The sequence below is a fragment of the Pseudomonas sp. SJZ080 genome, assembly GCF_007828295.1.
GTDB lineage: Bacteria > Pseudomonadota > Gammaproteobacteria > Pseudomonadales > Pseudomonadaceae > Aquipseudomonas > Aquipseudomonas migulae_A.
Genome location: NZ_VIUK01000002.1, coordinates 317,180 through 341,272 on the forward strand (window position 1 = coordinate 317,180; position 24,093 = coordinate 341,272).

Sequence of the window (24,093 nt, forward strand, 5' to 3'; positions counted from 1 at the left end):
TCCGGCGGTATGGCGGTACATATTTATAGGGGGGGAAATGGGCAGGTTGTTTGGCTATGCTGATAGCTCAGACCTTGCTGAAGAGGGATTTATGGACGATCCAGTCGACAACAAACCACCAACGTTGTGGCAGATGCTGCACAGCGTCATGGCGGCGGCATTCGGGGTGCAGAGCGGGAAAAACCGGGCGCGGGACTTCACCCACGGCAAACCCAGTCATTTTGTGATTCTGGGGATTCTGTTCACGACGGTGTTCGCTTTGTCGCTCTACGGCATCGTGCAACTGGTGCTGTTGCTGGCCGGGGTTTAGCGCATCAGGGTTTGCAGGCTGAACGGATAGCGATAGGACGTCGGGCGGCCCTTGGCCGATAGACGGCGGAAGTCCACGCCGTAATCCGGCGAGTCCCCCATGGCCAGCATTCGCCTGGCGGTGGCCTTGTCGACCAGTTGCAGCAGCGGAATCTGGCGATCACGGCCGCCATACTGGCTGATGTCCACACCCCGATCGAGATCATGCAATGCCACCAGGGCCCAACCGCCTAGGGTGAAATGTCCGCCCAACAAGACGCTCAATCGTCCGTCCACTTTCGCCTTCAGCGCGGCGGTGGAGGTGTTGACCGCGCTGAAAAACGCGTCCTTTCCGGGCACGCCGCCCGTCTCTGAATACGCCTGCATGGCGCCAAACGCCATTTCGTCATTGGCGGACCACACCAGCGACACCTTCGGGTAGCGCCGCAACAGCAATTTCGCCTGTTCATACGCACGGTCCCGAGTCCAGCCGCTGTAAACCAGTTGCCGCAAACGTACCTCGGGATGCTCGGCCAACGCGCGCATCATGCCTTGCTCGCGCAGTTGCGCCGATGGCGTGATCTTCAGGCCGGAGAACGCCAGCAACTCGATCACCTCACCGGGCGCCACGGGCGGATGCTGGCGGATCAGCTCTTTTAGCATCAGGTAGCCACCCTCCTCATCGTTGGGCACCAGGCTGCCCAACCGGTCGGGGCGCTCGCCCAACAGACTCAGTTGATTGGCGGTCAGCGACGCGTTGACCATAAACAGCTTTACACCGCTGCCCTGAGCCATACGCAGGACTTGCGGGGCAATGTACTGTTCGTTGACGAACACCAGATAGTCCGGGCGATCGGGGCCTTGCAGCGCCAGACGGGCTTGCGCCAGCATGAGCTCCGGCATGCGTCGGGAATAGAGAATTCGCAGGTCAATCCCCAGGTCCGTGGCGGCTGCCTGCATGAATTGCGAATAACTGACCCAGAAGGCTTCATCCACCTTTCCCGGATTCAGGAACAACACCGATTCCGCACGCGCAACAGGGCCGTAAGTGATGCCCAGCATCAGCAGGAAAGTGCAGAAGAACTTCAACATTGATCGTCCGAGCCCCGGAAATTCGCTGCGCATTATAGCCAGCGAACCTCCGTAAAACGGCGTTTATTCCGGTTTTTGTCCGACAATCGTCAGCGTCGGGCCCGGACGGGGTCGGTTATTGATGGCTGACCCAGAATACCGCGGTGCCTACGACCAGAATGATCAGAAACAGAATGGCCCACGCATCGACCGTACTGTCAGGCTTTGAAGCTTTGGTAGGGTTGCTCATTGCATCGCCTCTTGTCGGTTTTATCGGTGATTGCATAAAGACTCGTCCACAGTAAAGACGAGGATTGCCCGCACGACAAATACGGGTTTATCAATAACAGTTCTCGTTAGTCGTTTTGGTTCTTTACATATACTCAAACATCACTTTTGCGCATAACTCCAAACTGGTATCTTGCCCCGGCTCCGTAGGGAGTGCGCGGCCGTGCGCGCAGAATTGCCGAGGCAGTATCGGAGATGTCAGCAAGCGAAAATCGCAACTGGATCCGACCGGCCCAAGCCTGAGAACAGGACTTATATGTACGTATACGACGAGTACGATCAGCGGATCATCGAGGACCGCGTCAAGCAGTTCCGTGATCAGACCCGACGCTATCTGGCAGGCGAGCTGAGCGAAGAAGAATTCCGCCCTCTGCGCTTGCAAAACGGGCTTTATATCCAGCGTTTCGCGCCGATGTTGCGGGTGGCGGTGCCTTACGGCCAGCTGACTTCGCGCCAGACGCGAATGATGGCGAAGATTGCCCGCGACTACGACAAGGGCTATGCCCACATCAGTACCCGCCAGAACGTGCAGTTCAACTGGCCGGCGCTGGAAGACATCCCGGACATCCTCGCTGAACTGGCGACCGTGCAGATGCACGCGATCCAGACCAGCGGCAACTGCCTGCGCAACGTCACCACCGACCAGTTCGCCGGTGTCGCTGCCGATGAGCTGATCGACCCGCGCCCATGGTGCGAGATCGTTCGCCAATGGACGACGTTCCACCCGGAATTCGCGTACCTGCCGCGTAAATTCAAGATCGCCATCAACGGTTCGACTTCCGACCGTGCGGCCATCGAAGTCCATGACATCGGCCTTGAGCCGGTGCACAACGCCGCGGGCGAACTGGGCTTCCGTGTGCTGGTCGGCGGTGGCCTGGGCCGTACCCCGGTGGTCGGCGCGTTCATCAATGAATTCCTGCCGTGGCAAGACCTGTTGAGCTACCTCGACGCCATCCTGCGTGTTTACAACCGCTATGGCCGTCGCGACAACAAGTACAAGGCGCGGATCAAGATTCTGGTCAAGGCCCTGACGCCTGAAGTCTTTGCGCAAAAAGTCGATGCGGAAATGGAACACCTTCGCGGTGGCCAGACCACGCTGACCGAAGCCGAAGTGCATCGCGTCGCCAAACACTTCGTCGACCCGGACTACAAGGCACTGGACAACCAGACCGCCGAACTCGCCGAACTCGACAAGCAACACCCGGGCTTCGCCCGCTGGCGCACCCGCAACACCCTGGCGCACAAGAAGCCGGGTTATGTCGCCGTGACCCTGTCACTGAAGCCGACCGGCGTTGCGCCGGGCGACATCACCGACAAACAGCTCGACGCCGTGGCCGACCTGGCCGATCGCTACAGCTTCGGTCAACTGCGCACCTCCCACGAGCAGAACATCATTCTGGCCGACGTTGAACAGAGCCAGTTGTTCGCCATGTGGGGCGAATTGCGCGAGCAAGGTTTCGCCACGCCGAACATCGGTTTGCTGACCGACATCATCTGCTGCCCTGGCGGTGATTTCTGCTCGCTGGCCAATGCCAAATCGATCCCGATCGCCGAGTCGATCCAGCGCCGTTTCGACGACCTGGACTACCTGTTCGACATCGGCGAACTGGACCTGAACATCTCCGGTTGCATGAACGCCTGTGGTCACCACCACGTCGGCCACATCGGCATCCTCGGGGTGGACAAGAAAGGCGAAGAGTTCTACCAGGTGTCCCTCGGCGGCAGCGCCAGCCGCGATGCGAGCCTGGGCAAGATCCTCGGCCCGTCCTTTGCCCAGGAAGCCATGCCTGACGTGATCGAAAAGCTGATCGACGTGTACATCGAACAACGTACCGAAGACGAGCGCTTCATCGACACCTATCAGCGTATTGGCATCGACCTCTTCAAGGAACGCGTCTATGCAGCGAATAATTAAGAACAACGAAGTCGTCGACGAAACCTGGCACCTGTTGCCCAAGGACTTCAACATCGACGAGATCAGCAACTGCGACGACCTGATCGTCCCGTTGCAGCTGTGGCGCGAACACAGCCGCATGCTCAAGGCCCGCGATGGCGGCCTGGGTGTGTGGCTGGATGCCGATGAAGAAGCCGAAGAAATCGGTGAAGACGTCGCGAACTTCCAGGTCATCGCCTTGAACTTCCCGGCCTTCACCGATGGCCGCAACTACTCCAACGCCCGCCTGCTGCGTGACCGTTACGGTTTCAAAGGTGAATTGCGGGCGATTGGCGATGTGCTGCGCGACCAGCTGTTTTATATGCATCGCTGCGGTTTCGACGCGTTTGCCATTCGCGCCGACAAAGACCCGTACGAAGCGCTGGAAGGTCTCAAGGACTTCTCGGTGACCTATCAGGCCGCCACCGACGAACCGCTGCCGCTGTTCCGTCGCCGCTGATCGTCACACCTTGAACCCCGCCCGGGGTTCAAGGTTCTCCCCTACTGTGCGCTTATCGGAAAGGGTCTGCCCATAGTCTCCCAATCCCGATAAAACCGGGCACGATCCTCAAGTGCCGCGAACAGCGTAAACGGGTTTTCAGGGTCGACCTCGGCCGCTTCAATATCCTGAACCAGTCGCGCCCATAGCGCCTCTGACGCCTCGGCGTCGCCGAGAAGTCGCCACACCCTCGCCTGCAATGCAAAGTAATCGACCCTGAAGTCCGCCGTCAGCGTCAGGCCGTCCATTATTCTCAAGAACCTGCTGCCGAGCGGCCTGGCTGCCAGCCTCTGCCACGTCGATGCTCGGGCTTCCCGTTGCCCGCTATCGCCTTCGCGTAACCACTCGATGGGGTTGCCGTAATTGGGGCCAGGGTCGCTCAACCACACGTTGATTCCTGTTCGCCTCCGGTGGTCCACGAGACGCAACAGGGTGTCCTCGTCCGTTAACTGATTGCCCTGCAACAGCACGCGGTCTCTGGCGATAGCTTGATTCAGGACCTGTTGCGGAACCCGGTTTATCCAGTTATTGCGTAAGTCCAGGCTCAGCAGACAAGGCTCGTCCATAATCCCGACCGGACAAGACCTGATCCGGGTACGTCTCAAGTCGAGCCAGCGCAAGTCGCTCATTCCCAGCACCAACGGCGGGACACCTAGCGGGTTATCGCTCAACACCAAAGTACGTAAACGGGTCAGATCAGTCAGTTGAGAAGCCGCGCGTTCACTGAAAGTCAGGTTTGTCGACCTGAGATTCAGCGTAGTGAGATGCCGCATTTGATTGATTGCAGGAGGCAAGGAGCGTTGCGCGTCGCTGCCTCGGTTGAAGTGACTCAGGTCGACACTTTCCAGATTCAGCACTTCAAGGTTTGGAAAACCCTCAAGAAACCCGTTCAGGCTTTCCTCTTCGGTCAGGTGGAAGCCACGCATCGATAACTCGAGAACGTTGTTGAACCGAACATTCAAATTGGGTAACCGGTGGTAGTTCTCGAAGTCGAGATCCAGCTTGACGCCGCGTACCTGATCCCCTGCCAGGAGAAGATCCTGCTGTGGTCCGCGCTGTTGCCAAATGTCGACCAACTGCTCGGCCAACTCATTTCGAACTGCACGTTCGCTTTGTATTTCAATCTGCCCGAGCTGAACGTTATAGGCTTCGATTTGTGCAGCGTTCAGTCCCGCCGCTCCGGGATCATTCAGGGTCAGAAAATCGAGATCCATGCCATGGACGTCGCTCTCCACCTGATCTACCCAGCCGGTCAGGTCGGTGTCGAGTTGCTGCAACTGTTGCTTCAACCACTCAATGTGAGCCTGTGCGTTCAAGCCTTCCCGCAGAAGAACCGCATCCGCCTGGGCATCGGTGAATTCCGGATAGATCTCTTTGAGTTGCAGCCGCATCATCTGCTGCGTCAGCGCCTCGGTCTGGGGCGTTGCCGGAAAGCCGCCGCCTCTGAGCCCCCGGGCGTCGAAGGGTAGCCTGGCGTCCATTCGCCCGAGGCCGAGTCTGAATTCTGAGCGGGGTAAAGCCTGATCACCGATTTTCAGCCGCAATTCACTGGCCGGATCAAGCGACACCAGATGCAACGCTGATCGCTCGTCCTCTGACAGCACACCCAGCAGCGCGTGGTAGAGGTCGGTCTGCATACCGTGATGCAGGTAATGATCGCGGGTCTTGATCAGGTGTCGGACATCCGCTGCATCAAGTGGACCACTGCGGTCCAGTACGCTTCCGATGGCAGTCTGATCGAGTACATCGATCCGAAGGCTTTTCGGCCAGCCGGGCAGATTCTGGAGTGAGTGCAAGGCCAGTGTGTCCGACTCCGGGTTAACCGCGGAACGAAGATAAAGGCCTTCATAGGCTCGATTGAGACGTACATGTTGCTGGTATTGCCGTGCCTTGCTGTCCAGGCGTGCGAACACTTGCCTGGCCTCCGTCACGTTGGGCGTCGCTTGGAGATTCACGCCGTAGCGGTCGAGCATTTGCTCAATGGCGTTTTTGGGCAGGCCCGGATATTCGCGTTGAAACAGCCGCACCCACTCATGCTCCGAGTGTTGAAGCGCTGCGTAACGGCTGTTGAACGGCTCGGCTGCGCTCCCCGGACCAAGATCCTGATCGATCTTGAAGCGACTGATGGTGTCAGCCAGCAGAGGCGTCGGTGGATGACCCGTGTGCATCAGCCGCAACATATCGTCGTAGATCGCGCTGACTTTGCCGATCTGTGCCAGGACGTCATCGCTCAAAGACGCCACGGATGAGCCGATGCCGCGGATCAGTTCGACCCGTGTCGGCAGTGTCAGGCTGGTTGGTTGTAGCGTTGGGGCAACGGGCATTTCCGGCGTAGGCCTCACACCTCCTTCTTCCGGATGGGCCACCGCAGTTTCACCCTTCAGCGCCACTTCTGCGGCTATCGGCAATGCATTGAGCAAACCAAAAACGGTGCGCGTCACACCTTCCGACCGTTCGTTCGAGGTTTTACCGTTGACCACCTGATCCAGACCGTAACCCGCGTCAATAAGCCCGGCCAGCGCCAATATTCCCTCGCCCCCCCGGAACGAACAGTGCCAGGGGTCCGAATCGGTTGATCCATTGCACAAGCGGTTCAACGACTGCACTTAAGTTGTCGCGATTGACCTGGGCATCGCTTCGGATGCTGTCGAGGCTGGCCAGGGCTGCCTGTTTCATCGTCAGCACCAGTTGCGCAAACGGATCGGTCGCCGGTGGCGGATCGTCGTAGCCGATGTACTCGTCCGGCCCCCAGTAACCGTCGTTGTTGAAGAAACCGGCATTGTTGGTCAGTCGGTGTTTCGCCGGATACTGCGCCATGCCATCCAGCGCCGTCAGCACACCGGCGTGAAACGTCCCGTCCTCGCGATCGCCTTCGGCAAAGTGCGAGGCCAATGCCTGTTTTGTCGTGCTGACCTTGCCCTGCGCGACGATCCAGTGGTGCATTTGCGTGGCGTTGGCGAACTCATGCAAGGGTGACGAGTTGCCCGGTATGTACAACAGCACCCGGGCACTGGCGGTGTCGCGCAAGGCCCAGATATCGGTCGCGGTATAACGGTACAGTTTCAAACGGCCGGCTTTGACGTACGAAGAAACGCGAGTCGGCGCTTGCAGTTGCTTGATGGTCAGCGTTTCCCAAGACTGGTCTGGCGGCAAGCCTGCCGCCTGCATCACCAGCTCCAGGCCTTTTTGAGTCAAGCGTTGTTCATGAAGCTGCAACCAGGCGGTCATGACGAACGCCGCTTTGACCGACGTTCTCAAGGGGTAAGGACTGGCAGCAGCGAGCACGTCGTCCGACGGCCAGGCGTGATCAAGGTACGTTTTATAGAGCCCCTGCAGGTCCAGCTCCCACACCCATCGTTTGAAATCCGCCGGCCTCAAATCGATCTGAGTCAGCGGGCCATAGGATTGTGGAGCCGTTTGGCGATAGATGCCTTCATACGTCTCATGATTGCCGCGGCCATGATCGGCGAATTCATCGACATTCTGTACGATCCGCACGGAAGGCCCGATGTCCGGCGACGTGTACAGACCAAAGGCCGTTTCAGCAAAACGCCCGTCTCCAATGGTCTGGTAATTGGCAAGCAGGGCTTGCAGCAGTGACCGCGAACTGGCCACTTGCCCCTGCTCGATACCCTCCTGTGCAGGATGGCCCTTGTAGTGGTAATCGAGCGTCACCAGCAAGGCAGTCTGCGGATCGATGTTCGCCCCCCACTTTTCCTTGATCAAGCGCTCGCCAAACTGGCTGGGGGATTGTGGCAGTGCGATGTCCACGGCGCTTTTCAGTTCATCGCGCATTTGCAGAGACGGCACCGGAGAAGGGCCGGCAACGTCGAGAGGAAGTTCTTTCATGGTGCATTCCGTTGCAGTCATTTCAGGACCACCACCCTACCCGACCCGTGCCCCCGAAAAAGCGGGAGCGATTGACAGGGACGATAGGATATTTCGCTGCTTGGGCACGGAAAGCAGAGCTTCTGAAGGGCAAAAAAAATGAAACCGTGGAGGGAATCCACGGTTTCATTTGTTTGAAGCTATAAAAGTTACCAGAAGCGTTGCTGGGTCAACCGGCTCCACCAACTCAGCAAAACGCGATCGACCGAACCGCTGGCCGCCATGCCGATGCGTTCCTGAAGGCTTTTGCGTTCGGCGTAGTGCAGGTGATAAAGCTCGGATTTCTTCGCCCGTTCGGCCAGATATTCATCGCTGGTCTTGAGTTCATCGACCAGTTGCTTGTCCAGCGCGGCAACACCGAGCCAGATTTCGCCGGTGGCCACTTCGTCGATCGCCAATTGCGGACGATAGCGGGAAACGAAGTTCTTGAACAACTGATGGGTGACGTCCAGGTCTTCCTGAAATTTCTCGCGGCCCTTTTCGGTGTTTTCGCCAAACACGGTCAGGGTGCGCTTGTATTCGCCGGCAGTGAGGACTTCAAAGTCGATGTCGTGCTTCCTCAGCAGACGATTGACGTTCGGCAACTGCGCCACCACGCCGATCGAGCCGAGGATCGCGAACGGGGCGCTGATGATCTTCTGGCCGATGCACGCCATCATGTAGCCGCCGCTGGCCGCGACCTTGTCGATGCACACGGTCAGCGGCACGCCGGCGTCGCGGATGCGCGCCAGTTGCGAGGACGCCAGGCCGTAGCTGTGGACCATGCCGCCACCGCTCTCCAGACGCAGCACCACTTCATCCTTGGGCGTGGCCAGGGTCAGCAGCGCGGTGATTTCGTGGCGCAGGCTCTCGGTGGCCGAAGCCTTGATGTCACCATCGAAATCCAGCACGAACACCCGGGATCTGGCTTCGGGTTTTTTCTTTTGCTTTTTCTCGGTTTTCGCTTCGACCTTGCGCAAGGCCTTGAGCTGATCCTTGTCGAGCAAGGTCTGCTCCAGGCGTTCACGCAGCCCTTTGTAGAAATCATTGAGTTTGCTGACTTGCAACTGGCCGACCGACTTGCGCCGACCTTTACTGCGCAACGACGCGAAACTGGCCAGGACCACCAGAATGGCGATCACCAGTGTCACGGTTTTAGCCAGGAAACTGGCATATTCGGACAGAAACTCCACAGAGACTCCTCAATACAATGCGCTTCATCGCGCGCGGGATAACATCAGCATACCCATGCGCCGGCCCGGCGACCAGCCGTGAAACCTCTGGCAACGAGCTGTAACGGGCATTTCAAACAAGCGTATGTTTTTTCATTGACAGCTCACCCTCATCCTCATAACCTCGCCAAACCTTCAACGTACCGGGATGACGCGGACGTGGGCAGTATCTATTTGATTCGACATGGCCAGGCCTCCTTTGGTGCAGACGACTATGACGTTCTGTCGCCGACCGGTATTCGCCAGGCAGAAGTCCTCGGCCAGCACCTCGCCGGGCTGGGTATCCGCTTTGATCGCTGCCTCTCGGGTGATCTGCGCCGCCAGCAACATACCGCCAGCAGCGCACTGGAACAGTTCGCTGCCGCAGGCTTGCCGGCGCCGATCGTGGAAACCGATTCCGCCTTCAACGAATTCGACGCCGACGCGGTAATCCGCGCGCTGTTGCCGGCCATGCTCGACGACGAGCCCGAAGCGCTGGAGATCCTGCGCAACGCCGCGCAGAACCGTGCCGAATTCCAGCGTATTTTTGCCCTGATCATCGAGCGCTGGCTCGCCGGCACGTATGACACCCCGGGCCTTGAAAGCTGGCTGGGTTTTGTCGAGCGGGTGCAGGCCGGTCTGCACCGGATCCTCGAAAGCGCCGACAACTCACAGAAAATCGCCGTGTTCACCTCCGGCGGCACCATCACCGCCCTGCTCCACCTCATTACGCAAATGCCTGCCCGGCAGGCATTTGAACTTAACTGGCAAATCGTCAACACCTCGCTCAACCACCTGAAGTTTCGTGGTCGCGAGGTGGCACTGGCTTCTTTCAACAGTCATGCGCATCTGCAGCTGTTGAAAGCCCCGGAACTCATCACGTTTCGCTGAGTCCGGACTATTGTGACCCTGGCTGTAATCACCCAGCTCTTATTACCCAAGAAAGGATCGAACCATGACCTCCGTAGCTGATGCCGTACAAGCAATGAAAGCCAAGTTCAACCCAGCCGCTGCTGCCGGTCTGGACCTGGTCTTCGGTTTCCGCATCGACGACACCAAGAACTTCTCGCTGATCGTCAAGGACAGCACCTGCGAGCTGAAAGAAGGCGAAAACCCTGACGCCCAGGTCACTCTGGTGATGGACGGCGAAACCCTGGAAGGCATCGTTGATGGTTCGACCGACGGCATGCAGGCGTTCATGGGCGGCAAGCTGCGCGCTGAAGGCGACATGATGCTGGCCATGAAACTGTCCGAGCTGTTCCCAGGCTAAGACGGCGGCTCCCGCGCTCGGGAGCCTCTCTGGCTGCACACGAATCCCGCCCCTTGTGGCGGGATTCGTCGTTTTTCACCTATGGAAATCGGCTACCGGCGGATTTGCCGTCTATATTCCTTCTGGCCGCATGCGTCAGACATCGGCTGTTCAATCCGATCATTTTTGCGGAGAACATTGCCATGCCCCCACCTGACGACCACAAAGGCTTTAATCGCCGACATGTACTGCAAGGCCTTTCGGCAGGTGCCGTCGGTGCCTGGATCAGCCCTCTATTCGCAGGGAGTAAAACCATGCCAGATACCCCGGCCGACCTCATTCTGTACAACGGACGCCTGCACACCGTCGATCGCAAGAAACCCCAGGCCAGTGCCGTCGCCATCAAGGACGGGCGCTTCGTGGTGGTCGGTAGCGACGCCCAGGCCATGGCGCTGCAAGGTCCGGGCACACAAATCATCGACCTGCACGGCCGGACGGTGATTCCCGGTCTCAACGACTCGCACTTGCACTTGATCCGTGGTGGTTTGAACTACAACCTCGAGTTGCGCTGGGAAGGCGTGCCATCGCTGGCCGATGCCTTGCGCATGCTCAAGGATCAGGCCGACCGCACGCCCACGCCGCAATGGGTGCGGGTGGTGGGTGGCTGGAACGAGTTCCAGTTCGCCGAAAAACGCCTGCCAACGATTGAGGAACTGAACAAAGCTGCGCCAGACACACCGGTGTTCGTGCTGCACCTCTACGACCGCGCCTTGCTGAACCGCGCCGCATTGAAAGTGGTCGGCTACACCCGAGATACGCCGAACCCGCCGGGCGGTGAAATCCAGCGCGACGCCAATGGCGACCCGACCGGCATGCTGATCGCCCGCCCCAACGCGATGATTCTCTACTCGACCCTGGCCAAGGGACCGAAACTGCCGCTGGAATATCAGGTCAACTCGACCCGGCAGTTCATGCGCGAACTCAATCGCCTCGGCGTCACCAGCGCCATCGACGCCGGCGGTGGTTATCAGAACTACCCGGACGACTATCAGGTCATTCAGCAACTGGCCAAGGACCAACAGCTCACGGTGCGCATCGCCTATAACCTGTTCACCCAGAAACCCAAGGAAGAACTGACCGACTTCAAGAACTGGACCAGTACCTCCCATTACGGCCAGGGTGACGACTTCCTGCGACACAACGGCGCCGGAGAGATGCTGGTGTTTTCGGCGGCGGATTTCGAAGACTTTCTCGAACCTCGTCCGGACCTGTCGCAAACCATGGAGCAGGAACTGGAGCCCGTGGTCCGCCACCTCGTCGAGCAACGCTGGCCATTCCGCCTGCACGCCACGTACAACGAATCCATCAGCCGCATGCTCGATGTGTTCGAGAAGGTCAATCGCGACATTCCGTTTGACGGTTTGCCATGGTTTTTCGATCACGCCGAAACCATCACTCCACAGAACATCGAGCGGGTCAAAGCCTTGGGCGGCGGGATCGCCATCCAGGATCGCATGGCGTTCCAGGGCGAGTACTTTGTCGACCGCTACGGCGCCAAGGCCGCCGAGCACACGCCACCGATCGCGCGGATGCTCGCCGAGGGCGTTCCCGTCGGCGCCGGCACCGATGCCACGCGGGTGTCGAGCTACAACCCCTGGACTTCAATGTACTGGCTGGTCAGCGGGCGTACCGTTGGTGGTCTGGCGTTGCACCCACAAGGTTTGAGTCGCGACACCGCACTGGAGCTGTTCACCCACGGCAGTGCCTGGTTTTCTTCCGAGCAAGGCAAGAAGGGTCAGATCAAGGTCGGGCAACTGGCGGATTTGATTGCGCTGTCGGCGGACTATTTCCATATCGAGGATGAGGCCGTGAAATGGATCGAGTCGGTACTGACGATTGTCGATGGCAAGATTGTCCATGGCACCGCCGAGTTTGAAAAACTCGGTCCACCGCCTGTGCCGGTGGTGCCGGAATGGTCACCGGTGGTTAATGTGCCGGGCCATTGGAGACCGCTGGCGCCGATGACGGCGCAGGCTCATCAATGCGTCGGGGCTTGTGCGGTGCATGCTCACCGTCATGAACGGGCGCGGTTGTCTTCGGCACCGGTCAGTGATTTTCAGGGCTTCTGGGGAGCATTTGGCTGTTCGTGTTTTGCATTTTGAGTTGAACCGCTGAAGAGCGCTTTCTGCGGCTGTGATTGAAATTTTGTCTGCGGGGGGATGCCTCGTCGGTCCCTGCTGCCGGCAATTTCGGTTACGGGGTAGATAGCTGAGCTGACCTTGCGGATGTACCCAAAACCCCTGTAGGAGCTGGCTTGCTAGCGATGGCTGAGCTTCAGGCGACGCAGGTTTTGATGGTGTACATATCCGTTACTGCGGTAACGGCGGCTATTGGTTCCGCTTTTACAGCGGGTTACTTGGAAAAGCGCCAAGTAACCAAGCGCCTGCGCCCCTGACGTACGGTGGCTCGCCTAGGCTCGCCATACCCTCGCTCCGGTCCTGCTCCGTGGGCCCGCCGCCATCGGCCATCCATGGCCGGGGGCGGCTAACCCGGCATCCTTGCCGGGTTGCCCACTGCGCAGAACCTGCGCTCGGCCTTCCGACGGGGCAGATCAAGATCAAGATCAAAAACAAAGCGAGGCGGCCTGATAGCCGACCTGTTTTCCGTCAACGCCATCGGCGGTGAACACCCATGTCATGCCCGCCAACAATCCCCTGTGGGAGCTAGCCTGCTAGCTCCCACAGGGGGAATGCGCACAATCCAAGAGCCAGGTCGGCCCGAATGCCGCCTCGCGGAGCTGTGGTGGTAGTCGCCCCATCGAGAGGCCGAGTGGAGGTTCTGCGCAGTGGGCAACCCGGCATGGATGGCCGATGGCGGCGGGCCCACGGAGCAGGACCGGAAGGAGGGCATGTCGAGCCACAGCGAGGCACCGAACGAAAGGGGCAAAAGCGCTTGGTTACTTGGCGCATTTCCAAGTGACCCGCCGTAAGGGCGGAACCAATAGCCGCGGTTGCCGCAACAATATGTACACCTTCATCGCGAAAAAGCCATACAAACGACTCCAACCGTATCCGTTTACAATGCCCAAATCTCCCGCACCGGCCACCCCATGGACATCGACCTCGCCCGCACCTTTCTGGAAATCGTCCGCCACGGCAGCCTCGTCGCCGCAGCGGAAAAACTCCACGTCACCCAGACCGCGATCACCGCACGTGTACAGAAACTCGAAAACCAGCTGGGCAGCACGCTGTTCGTGCGTAACCGCGCCGGTGCTCGCCTGACCCCGAACGGCGAAGCCTTCGTGGTCTACGCCAATCAACTGGTCGAAACCTGGGAAGCCGCGCGCCGGGACTTGCCGCTGCCTGAGGGTTACCACGACGTGCTGCACATCGGCGGAGAAGTCAGTCTGTGCAACCCGTTGATGCTCAGTTGGGCCGCCGAACTGCGGGAGAAAATTCCCGGCCACGCATTGCGCATGGAAATCCGCGACGGCGAAAACCTGCTGCGCCAATTGGAACTGGGGGTGCTGGACGCGGCACTGGTCTATCAGCCCGAATATTGGCCCCGTCTGCAAGTCGAGCAAGTGCTGGAAGAAAAACTGATTCTGGTGCGCCTGGCCGGCAAACCAGCCCCCTACGTGTACATCGACTGGGGCCAGGACTTTCGCCGTCAGCACGATGCCGCGTTACCAGAGAAAGCCAAGGCCGCGCTGAGCTTCAACCTCGGCCCCCTGGCCTTGCAATACATTCTGGAAAACGGCGGCAGTGGCTACTTTCGTACCCGGGTGGTGCAGAGTTACCTGGAAAGCGGCGTACTGGAACAAGTGCCAAAAGCCCCGGAATTCAGCTACCCGACCTATCTGGTCTACTCCCGCGACCGTGACTCGGCCACCCTGCAACACGCCTTCGACTTGCTGCGCGAAGTCATCCAGTCAGACGATGACTGGTCGCAACGCTGGAACCCGCTGACCTGAGTCTGCTTTACACCGGAACATGGCGTTTGTGTCCCTCGCTTCGGCCCGCCGGAAACGGCGGGATCGTCTAATCTGCGGGGACAACAATAACCACAGGTGAACGCAGTGAGGCAGACCACCGAGGCTTTTCGCAGCCGCTATCGCGCGGACATTCATCCACGCTACAACCCTTGGCTGCACGGAGGGTTTGTGCTGCTGTTCGGCTTGCTGGCCATCGGTGCATTCTGGAGCAGCGTGCATCAGGTGCTACCGCTGGAATGGCTGGCGGTGCCGCTGACATTGCTGTTCTTCAACTTCGGCGTGTACACGGTGCATCGCCACCTCGGGCATCACAAAAAAAACTTCGCGCGGATGTTCTATGCCCGCCATGCCGGTGACCATCACAGCTTCTTCGCGCCCGGCCACATGACATACGACAGCGCCCGCGACTGGCGAGTGATCCTGTTTCCAGCCTGGCTGATCGTGGTGCATACGCTCGTCATCACCCTGCCCGTCTGGTGGATGCTCAAGCAGTTCGATGCCAACGTCGCCGGTCTGGTCGGCGGCTGTCTGGTCCTCGGTTACCTCACCTATGAAGTGTTCCATGCCTGCGAGCACCTGCCGCCCTCGAACCCGGTGACGCGTTGGCCGTGGATCCGTCAGATGCGCCGCCTGCACGAACTGCATCACCGCCGGGAATTGATGCAGGAACGCAACTTCAACATCGTTTTTCCACTGACGGACTACCTGTTCGGCACCCTTTATTGGGAACCGGAGCCCACGTACCTGACGAGAACGCCCATGACCCGCATGCAGCATCAGATCACTATTGCCGGCAACCCGATTGACGTGCTCGCCTACGCCAGCACCGCGACCCGCTGGCCGGAGTGGCACCCGTCGTCGCTCAAGGTCGAGGGCCAAAGCGGTCCGCTGCATGCCGGATCGCGCTTCGAAGAAGACATCAGGGCCGGCGGGCGTGAGGGGCATTTAAGCTGGGCGGTCAGCGAGTATCTGCCCGGTCGGCGCTGGAGTGCTCGCGCTCAGGGCGATCATGGCCTGTCGCTGGAGGTGACCTACGAATGTGAGGCCGAGGGCGATGGCACGCGGTTTGTCCGCACCCTGGAGTACCAGTTCAGCGGCCTGGGCATGCGCATTGCCAACCGTTTTTTGCTGAAGCGGCGCATCGATCATGAATCCGCCGCGTCGATGCTGGCCTTGCGCGAAATGGCCCACAAACATTTGGCTCCGACGGGAGTCACCGTGTGAGGAGAACCGTCAAGTTTCGCCATGTCGTGCTGCTGGTGATCGTGGCCATTGCCGCGTTTCTGCTGCTGATGCCGACCAAGGTGCAACCGGTGGCCTGGACGCCGCCACCGGCGCCTTCACTCACCAGTGGGCCGTACGCCGACAACCAGCGCCTCAAAGGTATGGAGCGTGTGGGCGCCGACGATATCGACGGGCCGGAAGCCTTGCTGCTGGAAGACAATGTCCTCATCACCGGCCTGCATGACGGCCGGCTGATTCGCACCAGCCTCGACGGCAGGGACACAAAAGTGCTGGCCGACACCGGCGGCCGGCCGTTGGGCCTGGCGCGTCACCCCAATGGTTTGCTGGTGATCGCCGACGGCGTCAAAGGCTTGCTGTCGCTGGACGCTCAGGGCCGATTGATCGCGCTGACCACGACGGTAAATGGCGTGGACTTCGGGTTCACCGACGACGTGGTCATCGACAAGTCCGGGCACTACGCCTATTTCAGTGATGCTTCCAGCCGCTTCGGGTACGGCCACGACGGCGAGGCGATCATCGAGCACGGCGGCGATGGTCGCTTGCTGCGCTATGACTTCCAGACCGGTAAAACAGCGGTCCTGCTGGATAAACTGGAGTTTGCCAACGGCGTGACCCTGGGACCGGACGATGCTTTTGTGCTGGTCAACGAAACCGGTGCCTATCGCATCAGTCGATACTGGCTCAGCGGTCCGAAGGCCGGCACCCACGATCTGTTTATCGACAACCTGCCGGGCCTGCCGGACAACCTCGCGTTCAATGGCCGGGACCGCTTCTGGGTGGCGCTGTATGCCCCGCGCAACGCGCTGCTCGATGCCACGGCCGCGCATCCCTTCGTGCGCAAGATGATCGTGCGGGCGATGACCGTTCTGCCCAAACCGGTGGAGAAGCGCGGGTTTGTATTGGGGCTGGATGTCGAGGGCAAGGTGATTGCCAATCTGCAGGACGGCAGCAGCGATAATTACTCGCCGATCACCACGGTGCGCGAGTATGGGGAATGGTTGTATTTCGGATCGTTGAAGGCGACGCATATGGCGCGCTTGCCGCTGAGCACCGCGTTGTCACAACCACCGAAATAACCTGTAGGAGCCGGCTTGCTGGCGATGCAGGCAACTCGGTGTAATGTGTTGACCGAGTTGATGCTATCGCCAGCAAGCCGGCTCCTACAGGTTATGTGCCGTTCAAACGTTACCGCGGATCCATCTCGCCATTTCGCACTGCGTTATCGGTTTCTTCATGCACGCGCTCCGGGTCGAGATCGGTGCCGTCGTCCTGGTCCAACGGCAGTTCGTCGATACCCGGTTCATCTTCAGGGTTGACGGTGATGCGCCCCGGGCTCAAGGGCTCGGGATGAGTGGGGATGGGATCGTAGCCGCCCTGCTCTTCGCTCGGGAACTTTGGGTCATTCATGAGGCACCTCGAATGGAGCCGTAAAGTCGGACTCTGATCATTCGAGGTGCCGGGATTTATCGCCGTTCCAATTTTTCAGCCACCGGTCGTCGGTGGCTGGACGGAGTTTCAGGATGGAGTCTGGAGCCGATCAACGATCTTTTGCTTAACCTCCACTCGCTTCGCCTTGAGCTTCTTCAGTGCGTCATCACTGGGCGCATCCGATTGGGCGGTTTCAGCCTTTACCACCTCGGCGTCCGCCTGCGAATACTTGTTGATCAGTGAATCCAGTAACGGATCCTTGGTGCGTTTTTGCTGGATATCTTCCTTTGAAAGTTTCAAGTCCTGATAAAGGTCGTGTGGCACCGGCATGGAACACCTCCGTTGGTTGATCGGTGGCAAACGCGATCGATTGCGTTCACCAACTATCAGAATGGCCTCGGTCCGCGGGTTCTGTCGACCGCCTATCAGACCAGCGGTGTCCGTTCGTCGTCCTGCCGCAAACCCGATAAAACCTTTGCCCGTCCGTCGACCTCCACAGATTAACGATCACTCGATCGCCCATAAAAACCTGTGTGGAGAAAACCAATGGACGGATTCACCCTGCGCCACCTCACATTGGCCGTAGCCTTGAGCACCAGCATGGGCGCGGCCTTCGCGGCCACTGACAATGACTTCGTCGACAAGGCGGCCGCTGGCGGCATCGCCGAGATCGAAACCAGCCGGCTGGCCCTGGAAAAAAGCGCCTCGGCCGACGTCAAAGAGTTCGCCAACATGATGATCACCGATCATTCCAAGGCGAACGATGAACTGGCAGCCATTGCGAAGAAACACGACATCGAGGTGCCTGACACCACGACATTGGTGAAGCAGGCCAAGGAAAAAATCCTCGACATGCGTGACGAGTCGTTCGACGCCGCGTTCGCCGACAATCAGGTCAAGGCGCACGAAGAAACCATCGAATTATTCAAGAAAGAAGCCAACACCGTGACCGATGACAAAGTCAAAGGCGCCACCGAACTGAAAGGTTTCGCACAAAAAATGTTGCCGGGCCTGGAAAAACACCTGTCTGCGGCGAAAAAACTGCAAGCCGCCCATCCAGGCAAGTAACGCGCACCAAAACAAAAATACCGCCTCCAGGGAGGCGGTATTTTTTTGCGTCGGTAACCGGTACTAGCCGCCGTCGGTATCGATGTCGGCGTCCGTCTCCTCGCCAGGTTTAGCGCGATCCGGATGCGGCTTGAAGCCCGGGCTGAACTCATTGTCGTTGTCGGTGTTGCGATTCTTCTGGTCAACCGCTTTATCGGCGCTTTCCGGTTCGGCGGTTTTAGCGTTTTCCTCAAGCTCACGTTGATCGGTCATATGCACCTCTTTCATCACTGGCATCGCGCGGCTGAAACACCGGCCTTGTGAATTCGAAGCTTTGCGGCAGGCATCGTTCCATCGGTGCGCCGGATGAAAATATCCCGCGGGAGAAAACAACTATTTCATACGAGAAATGTCACTGACTTGCACCGGTCGTTTTTTGAGGAATCGACGCACACTTTTCAGGGAGTCAAGGCACATGGCAGCACTGCAAACCACCACACTCAATGCGATGAAGACAAATCAGGCGCAACTCCTTGCCGATTGGGCCCACGGCCTTGAGACCAGTGGTGCCACACGCAATATAAAAGAGCTGGATCTGAAGCAGCAGACTTCGGAATTCCTGCAGTTGATCATCGCCGGCCTTGAAAACGGCAACAGCCAGAATGTAGCGGCGCCAGGCTGGGACGAGATTCGCCAGTTTCTGGAAAAGCTCTCCCATAGCCGCGCCCTGCTCGGCCAGGACTCGCAGCAGACCGCCAGTTTCATCTTCGCGCTCAAAGGCCCTCTGTTCGCACTGTTGCAAAATCATTACCAGGACGACCCGGCACTGTTGGCCGAACAACTCTGGGAAGCCTCCGAACTGCTCGATGCGCTGGGCATGCACACGATCCGCACGTTCCAGAAATCCCGCGAAGCGGTGATCAAGCGTCAGCAGGAAGAACTGCTTGAATTGTCGACCCCGGTGGTCAAACTCTGGGACGGCGTACTGGCGCTGCCAATGATCGGCACCCTCGACTCGCAACGCACCCAGGTGGTGATGGAATCGCTGTTGCAGCGCATCGTCGACACCGGCTCGGAAATCGCCATCATCGACATCACCGGCGTGCCGACCGTCGACACTCTGGTCGCCCAGCACTTGCTCAAAACCGTGACGGCCATTCGCCTGATGGGTGCCGATTGCATCATCAGCGGTGTGCGTCCACAAATCGCCCAGACCATCGTGCACCTGGGGCTGGACCTGCAAGGCGTGGTCACCAAAGCCAACCTGGCCGATGCGCTGAAACTGGCCCTGACCCGACTGGGCATCACCGTCAGCAAGGCGGACTGAGCCGATGGAGCGTATTCCGATTTTGCAGATGGGCAACTTCCTGCTGGTGACCATTCAGGTCGACATGCATGACCAGTTGGCCCTGACGCTTCAGGATGATTTGTCCGAGCGCATCAGCCGGACATCCGCCCGGGGCGTGCTGATCGATATTTCTGCGCTGGACATGGTCGATTCGTTCATCGGCCGGATGATCGGCACCATTTCCGGGCTGTCGAAAATCATGGATGCCCAGACCGTGCTGGTGGGCATGCAACCTGCTGTCGCCATCACCCTGGTGGAGCTCGGCCTGACCTTGCCCGGCGTCAGCACGGCGCTGAATGTCGAACGCGGGATGAAACTGCTTCAGGATCGAGTACGCGAGCAATGACCGTGCGCAGCAGCGGCAGCCAGCCTATTCAAATCGAGCAGGACGTCGTGCTGGCCCGGCAAATGGCGCGCAAACTCGCCCAGGAATGCGGCATGCGCCTGATCGACCTGACCAAACTGGTGACTGCCGTCAGCGAGCTGGCGCGCAACACCATGGTGTATGGCGGTGGCGGTGACATGGACTGGCAAATTCTCGACGAAGATGCGCGCACCGGTTTGCGCCTGGTCTTTCGCGACGAAGGCCCGGGCATCCTCGACATCAAGTTGGCAATGACCGACGGCTGGACCTCCGGCAGCGGCCTGGGGCTGGGCCTGACCGGCGCCAAGCGGCTGGTGGAAGAGTTCGAACTCGACACCGAGCCCGGCAAAGGCACGCGCATAACGATCACCCGATGGACATGAATATCGGCGGTTCGATGACGCAGGTATTAATCATCGAAGACAGCAGCCAGATCGGTCACGCTCGCCGCACCGCTCAGCACCTCGCAGAAAAAAACGGCTTTGACGCTACGGATGCCGGGCGTGTGGCGCTGGTGGCCACCGAGCTTGCCAGCAACATTCTCAAGCACGCCACCCGGGGCGAAATGCACCTGAGAGTGGTGCCACGCCTTTCAGGGGCGGGCATCGAAATGCTCGCCATCGACCGTGCCAAAGGCTTTGATTTGCAGGCGTGCCTGGCCGACGGGTTTTCCACCCGCGGCACCCAGGGCATTGGGCTTGGCGCAGTGTCGCGCCAGACCGACGTATTCGATACCTATGCCGATGCGCGTGGTGCGGTGCTGTTGACGCGCTTTTACCCGCGCAGCGACAAGGCACCGGACCGACGCGTCGGCGTCAGCCAGCATTCGCTGCATGACGATCCGGCCTGCGGTGACGTCTTTCACCTGGCCTTCGACGGACCACGCATCAGTGCGCTGGTGATCGACGGCCTGGGGCATGGCGAAGAAGCTGAACGTGCCGCCCGCGCCGGCGAAAAAACCTTTGCCCGGTCGCCGTTCACTTCGCCGGTGCTGTTGCTCGAGGACATCCATATCGCCATGACCGGTACCCGTGGCGGTGCGCTGGCCATCGCTCAGTTCGATGGCGAGGCCAACGCGCTGAGATTCGTCGGCATCGGCAACATCGGCGCCTGCCTGATCGCCCCGGACAAATCCCGCGGCATGGCCTCCCACCCCGGCATCGTCGGCGGGCAATACCGCAAGGCGCAGCCGTTTGACTATGCACACGTGAACGGGCATTTGTTGATCATGTACAGCGACGGTCTGCAGTCCCGTTGGAACCTGCAGGATTACCCCGGCCTGGTGCACCGCCATCCCGCCGTGATTGCCGCCATTCTGCACCGCGATTTCTGCCGTGGACGGGACGACGTTACGGTGTTGGTCATCGCTCTGGAGACAGCCCATGGCTGAGATACCCCTGAGTCAGATCGACGAACAAGCTGCGCTGATCGCGCAGTTGCAAAGCGAAGCCAACGCCCTGCGCGAAGAGCTGGACGAGACCAACCAGGGCGTGCTCGCGCTGTACGCCGAGCTCGAAACCCAGGCTGAACAGTTGCGCCAGGCCTCGGACCTGAAAAGCCGTTTCCTGTCGTACATGAGCCACGAGTTCCGCACCCCCCTGGGCTCGATCCTGAGCATCGCCAGTATCCTGACCGATGAACTCGACGGACCGTTGAGCGTGGAACAGCACAAGCAGGTGGCGTTCGTCAGCACCGCCGCACGCGAGCTCAGCGACATGGTCGACGACCTGCTGGACCTGGCGAAAATCGAAGCCGGGCGCATCACCATATCGCCGGCCTGGTTCGACATGTTCGACCTGTTCGCCGCGCTGCGCGGCATGTTCCGCCCGATTGTCGATGCCAGCGCCGTGGACCTGATTTTCGAAGAACCCGTCGGCCTGCCACGGCTTTATACCGACGACAAGAAGCTCGCGCAGATACTGCGCAACTTCATTTCCAACTCGTTGAAGTTCACCACCCGCGGCGAAATCCGCGTTTCGGCGCGGCTGGAGGGCAGCGACCAGGTCCGCTTCGCCGTGACCGATACCGGAATAGGTATCGCGGCGGAGCTGCATGGCGCATTGTTCGAGGACTTTTCCCAAGTCGACTCGCCCCTGCAAAAACGCTTGCGCGGCACAGGCCTGGGTCTGTCCTTGTGCAAACGCTTCGCAGCACTGCTGGGAGGTGACGTCGGGGTGGAGAGTACACCGAGGGTCGGCTCGACCTTCTTTGTGATCATCCCGCTGGCCATCGCCATGGAGCCCGCCGATGAAACGTGATATCCGCCTGCTGATCGTCGATGACAACGCCGCCACGCGCTACGCCCTGCGTCGACGTCTGGAACCGCATGGCTACGCCGTGCTTGAAGCGGGTACGGGTGGCGACGGGCTTGCCCTGATCGACAGCGAGTTCATCGACGCGCTGATCCTCGACGTCAACCTGCCGGACATGAGCGGCTTCGACATCGTGCGCAAACTGCGCTCCGAGGCCGCCACCGCCCTGCTCCCGGTGATCCACGTGTCCGCCGCGTCCATCCAGACCGGCGACATCATCACCGGCCTGGACGCCGGTGCCGATGCCTACCTGATCCACCCCGTGGACCCGGATGTGTTGCTCGCGACCTTGCGCACGCTGCTGCGGGTTCGCGATACCGAAAACGCTCTGCGTGAAAGCGAAGCGCGTTTTCGCGAGATTTTCGTCAACGTCTCGGCACCCATCGCCGTGCTGGACGCCCAGTTCAAGGTGCATGAATGCAATCACGCGTTCGCCCGGCTGATTCAGGACAATCACGACCCGGACGCCTTGCGCGAGTGCTTCGCCGACCAGCAGGAGATCATCCTCGACGAACTGCGTATGCGCCTGTCCGCTGGCGAACGCTGGAAAGGCACGCTGAACATGCGCGTCGAAGGTGAACTACGGGAAACCGAGTGGCAGATCTCGCCCTATCGCACGCCGGAGCTGAGCCTGGTGTTCGTCGAGGACGTCACTGAACATCGCCACCGTGAACGCTCGCACCTGGCCCGGCTGGATGATGCGACGTCGCAGCTGGAACATGAAATCGCCGAACGGGTGCGTACCGAAGCGCAGTTGCTGCAGGTGCAGAAGATGGATGCGCTGGGCAAACTCACCGGCGGCATCGCCCATGACTTCAACAACTTGCTGACCGGCATCATCACCAGCCTGGAGCTGATCCAGAAACGCGTCGCCAACGGGCGCACCGACAAGGTCGTTCTGTACGCCGAAGCGGCGCTGAACTCGGCCACCAGCGCCGCGTCGCTGACTCATCGCTTGCTGGCCTTTGCCCGCCAGCAACCGCTCGATACACGGCCGGTGGACATCAACGAACACATCCGTTCGCTGGAAGAATTGCTGGTACGCACCATCGGCGAACACATCGCGCTGAAACTCGAACTGACCTCCAAAGCTGCGATTGCGCTGGTCGATCCGATTCAACTGGAAAGTGCGGTGCTGAACCTGGTGATCAACGCCCGCGATGCGCTGCCCCTGGGCGGCAATATCTGGGTCAGCACCTACGCTGCGTACTCCCACGGGGACCTGAAACTGGCGGACGGGGCGTACGTCGCGCTGTCGGTACGCGACGACGGGACCGGCATCGAACACAGTGTGATCGACAAGGTGTTCGACCCGTTTTTCACCACCAAGCCGCTGGGCCAGGGCACCGGGCTGGGGCTGTCGAGCATTTACGGTTTCGCCCGGCAATCCGGGGGCGACGCGCACATCCGCAGCGTGGCGCGACGCGGCACCGAAGTGACCATCATGCTGCCTGCCTCGGCGGACCCGACCTCCGTTGAAGAAGAACCTTCAGTCGTGGACCCGCAAGGCTCCGGCGAGCACGTGCTGATTGTCGAAGACATGCCGGCGGTGCGCATGTTCGTTGCCGAAGTGCTGGCGGATGCGGGTTATCGCTGCACGCAGGTGGGCGATATCGAAGGTGCGCTGGAACGTCTGCAAAACGACCCTTCCATCAATCTGATGCTGACGGACGTGGGCTTGCCGCGCATGAATGGCCGGGAACTGGCGGACGTCGCCCGTAGCTGGCGAGAAGGGTTGCCGATCCTGTTCATGACCGGCTACGCGGAAAATGCCCTTAACCGCCAGGTGTTCCTCGGCAATGGCATGGACATGCTGATCAAACCGTTCCAGATCAGCGAACTGCTGGACAAAGTGCGCCGCACTCTCGACAGCGCCTGAAGATCAAAAGATCGCAGGCTGCGCCAGCTCCCACCGGTGTACGCCGACTCAAAATGCAGGAGCTGCCGAA

Annotated in this window: 21 protein-coding genes and 1 pseudogene; 16 read left to right on the forward strand and 6 right to left on the reverse strand. The window is 59.8% G+C overall.

Features of this window, described 5'->3' with window-relative positions; genetic code table 11:
- Positions 1 to 91: 91 nt before the first annotated feature.
- Positions 92 to 310, forward strand: coding sequence for a DUF2970 domain-containing protein (locus tag FBY04_RS03890; protein ID WP_084322803.1), 219 nt, complete (start codon positions 92 to 94; stop codon positions 308 to 310).
- Here FBY04_RS03890 and FBY04_RS03895 read toward each other — a convergent pair.
- On the reverse strand, positions 307 to 1,380 hold the full coding sequence (locus FBY04_RS03895) for an ABC transporter substrate-binding protein (protein ID WP_084322802.1): 1,074 nt from the start codon (positions 1,378 to 1,380) through the stop codon (positions 307 to 309). The genes FBY04_RS03890 and FBY04_RS03895 overlap by 4 nt on opposite strands.
- Before the next feature lie 523 nt (positions 1,381 to 1,903).
- Between FBY04_RS03895 and FBY04_RS03900 the strand changes: the two genes are divergently transcribed.
- Positions 1,904 to 3,562, forward strand: coding sequence for a nitrite/sulfite reductase (locus FBY04_RS03900; protein ID WP_084322801.1), 1,659 nt, complete (start codon positions 1,904 to 1,906; stop codon positions 3,560 to 3,562).
- Positions 3,546 to 4,040 carry a DUF934 domain-containing protein gene (locus FBY04_RS03905; RefSeq protein ID WP_017339176.1) on the forward strand — a complete coding sequence of 165 codons (495 nt, stop codon included), beginning with the start codon at positions 3,546 to 3,548 and terminating at the stop codon, positions 4,038 to 4,040. The genes FBY04_RS03900 and FBY04_RS03905 overlap by 17 nt, the downstream gene beginning before the upstream one ends.
- Positions 4,041 to 4,081: 41 nt before the next feature.
- Here FBY04_RS03905 and FBY04_RS03910 read toward each other — a convergent pair.
- Both FBY04_RS03910 and sohB read right to left on the reverse strand, forming a co-directional pair.
- Positions 4,082 to 7,928: pseudogene (locus FBY04_RS03910) on the reverse strand (dermonecrotic toxin domain-containing protein).
- A 188-nt stretch (positions 7,929 to 8,116) separates the two neighbouring features.
- Positions 8,117 to 9,139, reverse strand: coding sequence for a protease SohB (gene sohB / locus FBY04_RS03915; RefSeq protein ID WP_145314570.1), 1,023 nt, complete (start codon positions 9,137 to 9,139; stop codon positions 8,117 to 8,119).
- A 198-nt stretch (positions 9,140 to 9,337) separates the two neighbouring features.
- On the opposite strand from sohB, the gene FBY04_RS03920 reads away from it, so the two are divergent.
- The 6 genes from FBY04_RS03920 to FBY04_RS03945 all read left to right on the forward strand — a co-directional run bounded on the left by FBY04_RS03920 (position 9,338) and on the right by FBY04_RS03945 (position 16,721).
- Positions 9,338 to 10,048, forward strand: a complete 711-nt coding sequence (locus FBY04_RS03920) for a histidine phosphatase family protein (protein WP_084322797.1) — start codon at positions 9,338 to 9,340, stop codon at positions 10,046 to 10,048.
- Positions 10,049 to 10,112: 64 nt separating this feature from the next.
- Positions 10,113 to 10,427, forward strand: coding sequence for an SCP2 sterol-binding domain-containing protein (locus tag FBY04_RS03925; protein ID WP_145314571.1), 315 nt, complete (start codon positions 10,113 to 10,115; stop codon positions 10,425 to 10,427).
- Positions 10,428 to 10,720: 293 nt separating this feature from the next.
- Entirely contained in the window at positions 10,721 to 12,568 is a 1,848-nt protein-coding gene (locus FBY04_RS03930; RefSeq protein WP_145314572.1) for an amidohydrolase, read from the forward strand.
- Between the two features lie 947 nt (positions 12,569 to 13,515).
- Positions 13,516 to 14,379 carry a LysR family transcriptional regulator gene (locus FBY04_RS03935; protein ID WP_084322794.1) on the forward strand — a complete coding sequence of 288 codons (864 nt, stop codon included), beginning with the start codon at positions 13,516 to 13,518 and terminating at the stop codon, positions 14,377 to 14,379.
- Positions 14,380 to 14,484: 105 nt separating this feature from the next.
- A complete protein-coding gene (locus tag FBY04_RS03940; protein WP_145314573.1) occupies positions 14,485 to 15,624 on the forward strand; it encodes an SRPBCC family protein in 1,140 nt (379 codons plus the stop codon).
- A gap of 68 nt (positions 15,625 to 15,692) precedes the next feature.
- Complete coding sequence (locus FBY04_RS03945; RefSeq protein WP_371927702.1) at positions 15,693 to 16,721, forward strand: SMP-30/gluconolactonase/LRE family protein; 1,029 nt, start codon at positions 15,693 to 15,695, stop codon at positions 16,719 to 16,721.
- Between the two features lie 109 nt (positions 16,722 to 16,830).
- On the opposite strand, the gene FBY04_RS03950 is transcribed toward FBY04_RS03945, so the two are convergent.
- Complete coding sequence (locus FBY04_RS03950) at positions 16,831 to 17,052, reverse strand: hypothetical protein (protein ID WP_145314575.1); 222 nt, start codon at positions 17,050 to 17,052, stop codon at positions 16,831 to 16,833.
- A gap of 108 nt (positions 17,053 to 17,160) precedes the next feature.
- Complete coding sequence (locus FBY04_RS03955) at positions 17,161 to 17,403, reverse strand: DUF465 domain-containing protein (RefSeq protein ID WP_033061630.1); 243 nt, start codon at positions 17,401 to 17,403, stop codon at positions 17,161 to 17,163.
- 216 nt (positions 17,404 to 17,619) lie between these two features.
- Between FBY04_RS03955 and FBY04_RS03960 the strand changes: the two genes are divergently transcribed.
- A complete protein-coding gene (locus FBY04_RS03960; protein ID WP_145314576.1) occupies positions 17,620 to 18,141 on the forward strand; it encodes a DUF4142 domain-containing protein in 522 nt (173 codons plus the stop codon).
- Between the two features lie 63 nt (positions 18,142 to 18,204).
- On the opposite strand, the gene FBY04_RS03965 is transcribed toward FBY04_RS03960, so the two are convergent.
- Entirely contained in the window at positions 18,205 to 18,393 is a 189-nt protein-coding gene (locus FBY04_RS03965; protein ID WP_090473922.1) for a hypothetical protein, read from the reverse strand.
- 202 nt (positions 18,394 to 18,595) lie between these two features.
- On the opposite strand from FBY04_RS03965, the gene FBY04_RS03970 reads away from it, so the two are divergent.
- From FBY04_RS03970 to FBY04_RS03995, 6 genes are read left to right on the forward strand one after another with little or no spacing between them, the layout of a single operon-like run.
- Positions 18,596 to 19,447, forward strand: a complete 852-nt coding sequence (locus FBY04_RS03970; RefSeq protein ID WP_084323447.1) for an STAS domain-containing protein — start codon at positions 18,596 to 18,598, stop codon at positions 19,445 to 19,447.
- Positions 19,448 to 19,451: 4 nt separating this feature from the next.
- On the forward strand, positions 19,452 to 19,814 hold the full coding sequence (locus FBY04_RS03975) for an STAS domain-containing protein (RefSeq protein ID WP_084323448.1): 363 nt from the start codon (positions 19,452 to 19,454) through the stop codon (positions 19,812 to 19,814).
- Positions 19,811 to 20,215 carry an ATP-binding protein gene (locus FBY04_RS03980; protein WP_145314577.1) on the forward strand — a complete coding sequence of 135 codons (405 nt, stop codon included), beginning with the start codon at positions 19,811 to 19,813 and terminating at the stop codon, positions 20,213 to 20,215. The genes FBY04_RS03975 and FBY04_RS03980 overlap by 4 nt, the downstream gene beginning before the upstream one ends.
- The gene (locus tag FBY04_RS03985) at positions 20,212 to 21,222 is read left to right on the forward strand and encodes an ATP-binding protein (protein ID WP_084323467.1); all 1,011 of its coding nucleotides are present in this window, start codon (positions 20,212 to 20,214) and stop codon (positions 21,220 to 21,222) included. The genes FBY04_RS03980 and FBY04_RS03985 overlap by 4 nt, the downstream gene beginning before the upstream one ends.
- The gene (locus tag FBY04_RS03990) at positions 21,215 to 22,090 is read left to right on the forward strand and encodes a sensor histidine kinase KdpD (protein WP_145314578.1); all 876 of its coding nucleotides are present in this window, start codon (positions 21,215 to 21,217) and stop codon (positions 22,088 to 22,090) included. The genes FBY04_RS03985 and FBY04_RS03990 overlap by 8 nt, the downstream gene beginning before the upstream one ends.
- Positions 22,080 to 24,023 (forward strand): response regulator, encoded by a 1,944-nt coding sequence (locus FBY04_RS03995; RefSeq protein WP_145314579.1) that lies wholly within the window; start codon positions 22,080 to 22,082, stop codon positions 24,021 to 24,023. Before FBY04_RS03990 ends, FBY04_RS03995 begins: the two co-directional genes overlap by 11 nt.
- The last annotated feature ends 70 nt before the right edge of the window (positions 24,024 to 24,093 follow it).

Coding starts and splice junctions, on each gene's coding strand:
- FBY04_RS03890 (WP_084322803.1), top strand. CDS start 92: ATGGACGATCCAGTCGACAACAAACCACCAACGTTGTGGCAGATGCTG.
- FBY04_RS03895 (WP_084322802.1), bottom strand. CDS start 1,380: ATGTTGAAGTTCTTCTGCACTTTCCTGCTGATGCTGGGCATCACTTAC.
- FBY04_RS03900 (WP_084322801.1), top strand. CDS start 1,904: ATGTACGTATACGACGAGTACGATCAGCGGATCATCGAGGACCGCGTC.
- FBY04_RS03905 (WP_017339176.1), top strand. CDS start 3,546: ATGCAGCGAATAATTAAGAACAACGAAGTCGTCGACGAAACCTGGCAC.
- FBY04_RS03925 (WP_145314571.1), top strand. CDS start 10,113: ATGACCTCCGTAGCTGATGCCGTACAAGCAATGAAAGCCAAGTTCAAC.
- FBY04_RS03930 (WP_145314572.1), top strand. CDS start 10,721: ATGCCAGATACCCCGGCCGACCTCATTCTGTACAACGGACGCCTGCAC.
- FBY04_RS03935 (WP_084322794.1), top strand. CDS start 13,516: ATGGACATCGACCTCGCCCGCACCTTTCTGGAAATCGTCCGCCACGGC.
- FBY04_RS03945 (WP_371927702.1), top strand. CDS start 15,693: ATGCCGACCAAGGTGCAACCGGTGGCCTGGACGCCGCCACCGGCGCCT.
- FBY04_RS03950 (WP_145314575.1), bottom strand. CDS start 17,052: ATGAATGACCCAAAGTTCCCGAGCGAAGAGCAGGGCGGCTACGATCCC.
- FBY04_RS03955 (WP_033061630.1), bottom strand. CDS start 17,403: ATGCCGGTGCCACACGACCTTTATCAGGACTTGAAACTTTCAAAGGAA.
- FBY04_RS03960 (WP_145314576.1), top strand. CDS start 17,620: ATGGACGGATTCACCCTGCGCCACCTCACATTGGCCGTAGCCTTGAGC.
- FBY04_RS03965 (WP_090473922.1), bottom strand. CDS start 18,393: ATGACCGATCAACGTGAGCTTGAGGAAAACGCTAAAACCGCCGAACCG.
- FBY04_RS03970 (WP_084323447.1), top strand. CDS start 18,596: ATGGCAGCACTGCAAACCACCACACTCAATGCGATGAAGACAAATCAG.
- FBY04_RS03975 (WP_084323448.1), top strand. CDS start 19,452: ATGGAGCGTATTCCGATTTTGCAGATGGGCAACTTCCTGCTGGTGACC.
- FBY04_RS03980 (WP_145314577.1), top strand. CDS start 19,811: ATGACCGTGCGCAGCAGCGGCAGCCAGCCTATTCAAATCGAGCAGGAC.
- FBY04_RS03985 (WP_084323467.1), top strand. CDS start 20,212: ATGAATATCGGCGGTTCGATGACGCAGGTATTAATCATCGAAGACAGC.
- FBY04_RS03990 (WP_145314578.1), top strand. CDS start 21,215: ATGGCTGAGATACCCCTGAGTCAGATCGACGAACAAGCTGCGCTGATC.
- FBY04_RS03995 (WP_145314579.1), top strand. CDS start 22,080: ATGAAACGTGATATCCGCCTGCTGATCGTCGATGACAACGCCGCCACG.